At 42.7% G+C, this 2,896-nt stretch carries 3 protein-coding genes; all 3 read right to left on the bottom strand.

The features are described 5' to 3' along the window. Positions 1–109 precede the first annotated feature (109 nt). The 3 genes from KEM09_RS21670 to KEM09_RS21680 all read right to left on the bottom strand — a co-directional run bounded on the left by KEM09_RS21670 (position 110) and on the right by KEM09_RS21680 (position 1,449). Complete coding sequence (locus KEM09_RS21670) at positions 110–340, bottom strand: hypothetical protein (RefSeq protein WP_212232025.1); 231 nt, start codon at positions 338–340, stop codon at positions 110–112. Continuing rightward, the gene (locus KEM09_RS21675) at positions 330–596 is read right to left on the bottom strand and encodes a hypothetical protein (RefSeq protein ID WP_212232027.1); all 267 of its coding nucleotides are present in this window, start codon (positions 594–596) and stop codon (positions 330–332) included. The genes KEM09_RS21670 and KEM09_RS21675 overlap by 11 nt, the downstream gene beginning before the upstream one ends. Positions 597–759: 163 nt before the next feature. Beyond that, a complete protein-coding gene (locus tag KEM09_RS21680; protein WP_212232029.1) occupies positions 760–1,449 on the bottom strand; it encodes a hypothetical protein in 690 nt (229 codons plus the stop codon). Positions 1,450–2,896 lie beyond the last annotated feature (1,447 nt).

The following is a 2,896-nucleotide window of genomic DNA, read 5'->3' on the forward strand; positions in this document are numbered from 1 at the left end:
TTGAGATTGTCCGTCCGAGAGGACGAGACTATCGAGGCGGGAATCTGCCCACCCAAAGTGAGCTGAGCCCTGCTATGCGCTATGGCGGCGTGTTGGGGTGTGTTGTTTTTTAGTCTTTATCTCTTATTTTGTTCCTTGCCTGTTCAACAATTGCCAGATAATCAGATTTAAATGTATCAATGAGCTGTTTCTCTAGAATTGTTTCAATATCCCATAGCGCTCTTTGTTCAGATTGGTCTTGTAAATCAGTCGTTTCCTTTTGATTGTTGAATCTGCACAAAAACTCATATAGAACAATTGCTTCATCAGAAGTCATCTGGATAGTTATATTATTCTTCATTTAATATTCTTGTCATTAAGTAATATGATTCTTTGTCAGACAATGCTTTTAGTTCATTTAATGTCTTACTAGCAAAGTCTGATGAAGTCATACCTTTTGAAATTAATGATATACTTTGGTACAACTCATCTATCAGATTCCAGTCATTGTTTTCAAATAGCTCTTTTTCACTAGGTAATCCAATCCTAGATAATCCGTCTGAATCTCCATCATATTTATGGTAAACCTCAAGTTTATATTTCGTTATGCGTTTCATTTTTCAATACACCCCAACTAAGGGATAGACAGTATTATGCTTTATATCCCTTTTATATACCCATTAAAACTACAATAATAATTAACAACATGATTATTGCACAGTGATAAGTTATTAACAGTAAAACACTCCCCTTTCCACACCCAAAGGGGAGGAGGTTTTATCAGGCTTCGGTAGTGGCCGTTTCCTCTTCAGTAGTTTTACTGCTTTTGAGGTCCACAATTACGCGGGCCGCCAAGTAGGTTTTATAGATGGCCGGCTGCTGCACTTCCATCAGCACCATCAGCTTATCCAGCTTGTTTTTCAGCAGCTCATCGGCTTCGTCAAACAGCTCCTTCAGGCGGGCAGTGGCTTGCGAGCGGGTCACTATTTCGTTACGTGGCGTGGCTATCAGTGCCGCATAGTCCTCAACCTCCTTTTTAAGCGTCGCCACCACTTCGGGCATCACGCCATAGTCGGCCAGGTCACCCACATATGTTTCAGCCAGTTCAAGCACCAGCTGGCAGGCATTTTTCAGCTCCTTATCCGTCATACGCTTCAGCGACGAAGGCGTAATACCCACCTGCGATTTCAGGCCGGGCAGCTTGTTATCGTGAGCATATACATACAGGGCCGCCGCCACTTGCACGGTGGCCTGTATCATCTCATCTTCTTCTTTAATTTTCATTTTACTGTTGGCCGACGAATAAGTCATCTGTATCCGATGCGCAGCATCAATGGCTTGCACCAGGGCATCAAACTGGGTGATGCCATCAGCCAGTGCCGGCACAGTGTTCAAGGTCGCTTCTTGGCTACGCAGCACGCGCATGGTAGCTATATACATCGACATTTTATTGTTTTGTCTTGCGTCCATAGGTTAGTATTTAATTAATAAATAATCGGGTCTGCCTGGTGTGAGGTAATCAACCCTTCTATTAGTTAATAGCAGAAATGGAAAAACGTAACATGTATTTTGTGCAACTCTATGACGAACAACCTGAAATACATGGTTAACCGGCAAAATTATTTGATTAATAATGTAAGTGTTTATGCATCATGTACTTCAGTTGAATCAATTAACGCTGCCGCCTGATGAGTAAGCGCCAATGATAGCTCAGTATGTTTCAATGCAGAAGGCCTGGTCTCAACAAGCAGATGAGTGAGTGCTGTAGTTAATGAACTGTACCCCAGTGTTAAAATGGTATTTGTGCTTGCTTACCTAGTATGTTTTACTGTAAGATGAGTCCGCTCCAATGTTAACAGGCTATGTTTTACTGTAAGATGAGTATTATTCACTGTAAATGCCCATTGTTTGAATGTAAGACGTCATTGTTTGAGTGTATATGTCAATTGCTTCAATGTAGATTAGGATTGTTTGAATGTAAGCCGTAGTTTCTTCACTCACAATGGCAAATGATTGAATGTAAGGTGGCAATGTTTAAGTTTAAAAACTGTTTGCTTCAATGTAAGTGGCCATTACTTCACTTTAGACAGGCACTGTTTGAGTTTAGGCAGCCATTGTTGCTCTGCAGATAAAAGGTGCTTTGCCGCTTTATCCGGTTATACCAATTGCATTTCTCCTTGGTGAAGGGGGATGAGTGGTTCAGATTTATTGCCTGAAAGCATCAGTGGGATTGCGAAAGGATAATGCGGTCAGTGCGTTTTGAACTACAGAGCAGACACATCCTTTTTCAAAGGCGGCCATTTCGACTTCTTATCAACTCACCCTGACGAGCGACTGCTTCGAAATCTTATTTCGAGTGGGGTTTGGGAGGTGCAATTATTAGTGGCTGTTCGCTCCCCGACCTCAGCAACGCAGCATGGGACCCACTCATTGAGTGAAAGAAAGGAAGATTTGGAGCACGTATTGTCAGTCTTTAAATCTTCCCTGAAACGAAATGTTAGTGGGTAGGCGAGTGCTGTAGTCTTGATGTTCTTTGCGTACTTTCTTATATCAAGATAAGAAAGTATGAGCCCCTGCGGCTAGAGCAGATTAAAGCTTAATTGCCCTTATGCCGGGCCGGCACATCCTTTTTCGAAAAAGGACGCAAAAACCTTATTGAAAAAGGTGATTGCCTGCCTGCTGCAGGCAGGCAATCACCGGAATGAATCTGTTACGCCAGGCTTTCCCTTTTTCAAAGGCGGCCATTCTGTAACGTTCATCCCTATCACTGGCTTTCAATGTTTCGAAACCCTGTTTCGAGTGGGGTTTGGGAGGTGCAATTTTAAGTGGCTGTTCGTTCCCCGACCTCAGCAACGCAGATGGGGCACCCACTCATCGAAACGAAGCATAATGAGATTTGCTAATGAAGCTGTACATC

Origin of the sequence: Carboxylicivirga mesophila (assembly GCF_018271975.1) — a bacterium.
Taxonomy (GTDB): domain Bacteria; phylum Bacteroidota; class Bacteroidia; order Bacteroidales; family Marinilabiliaceae; genus Carboxylicivirga; species Carboxylicivirga mesophila.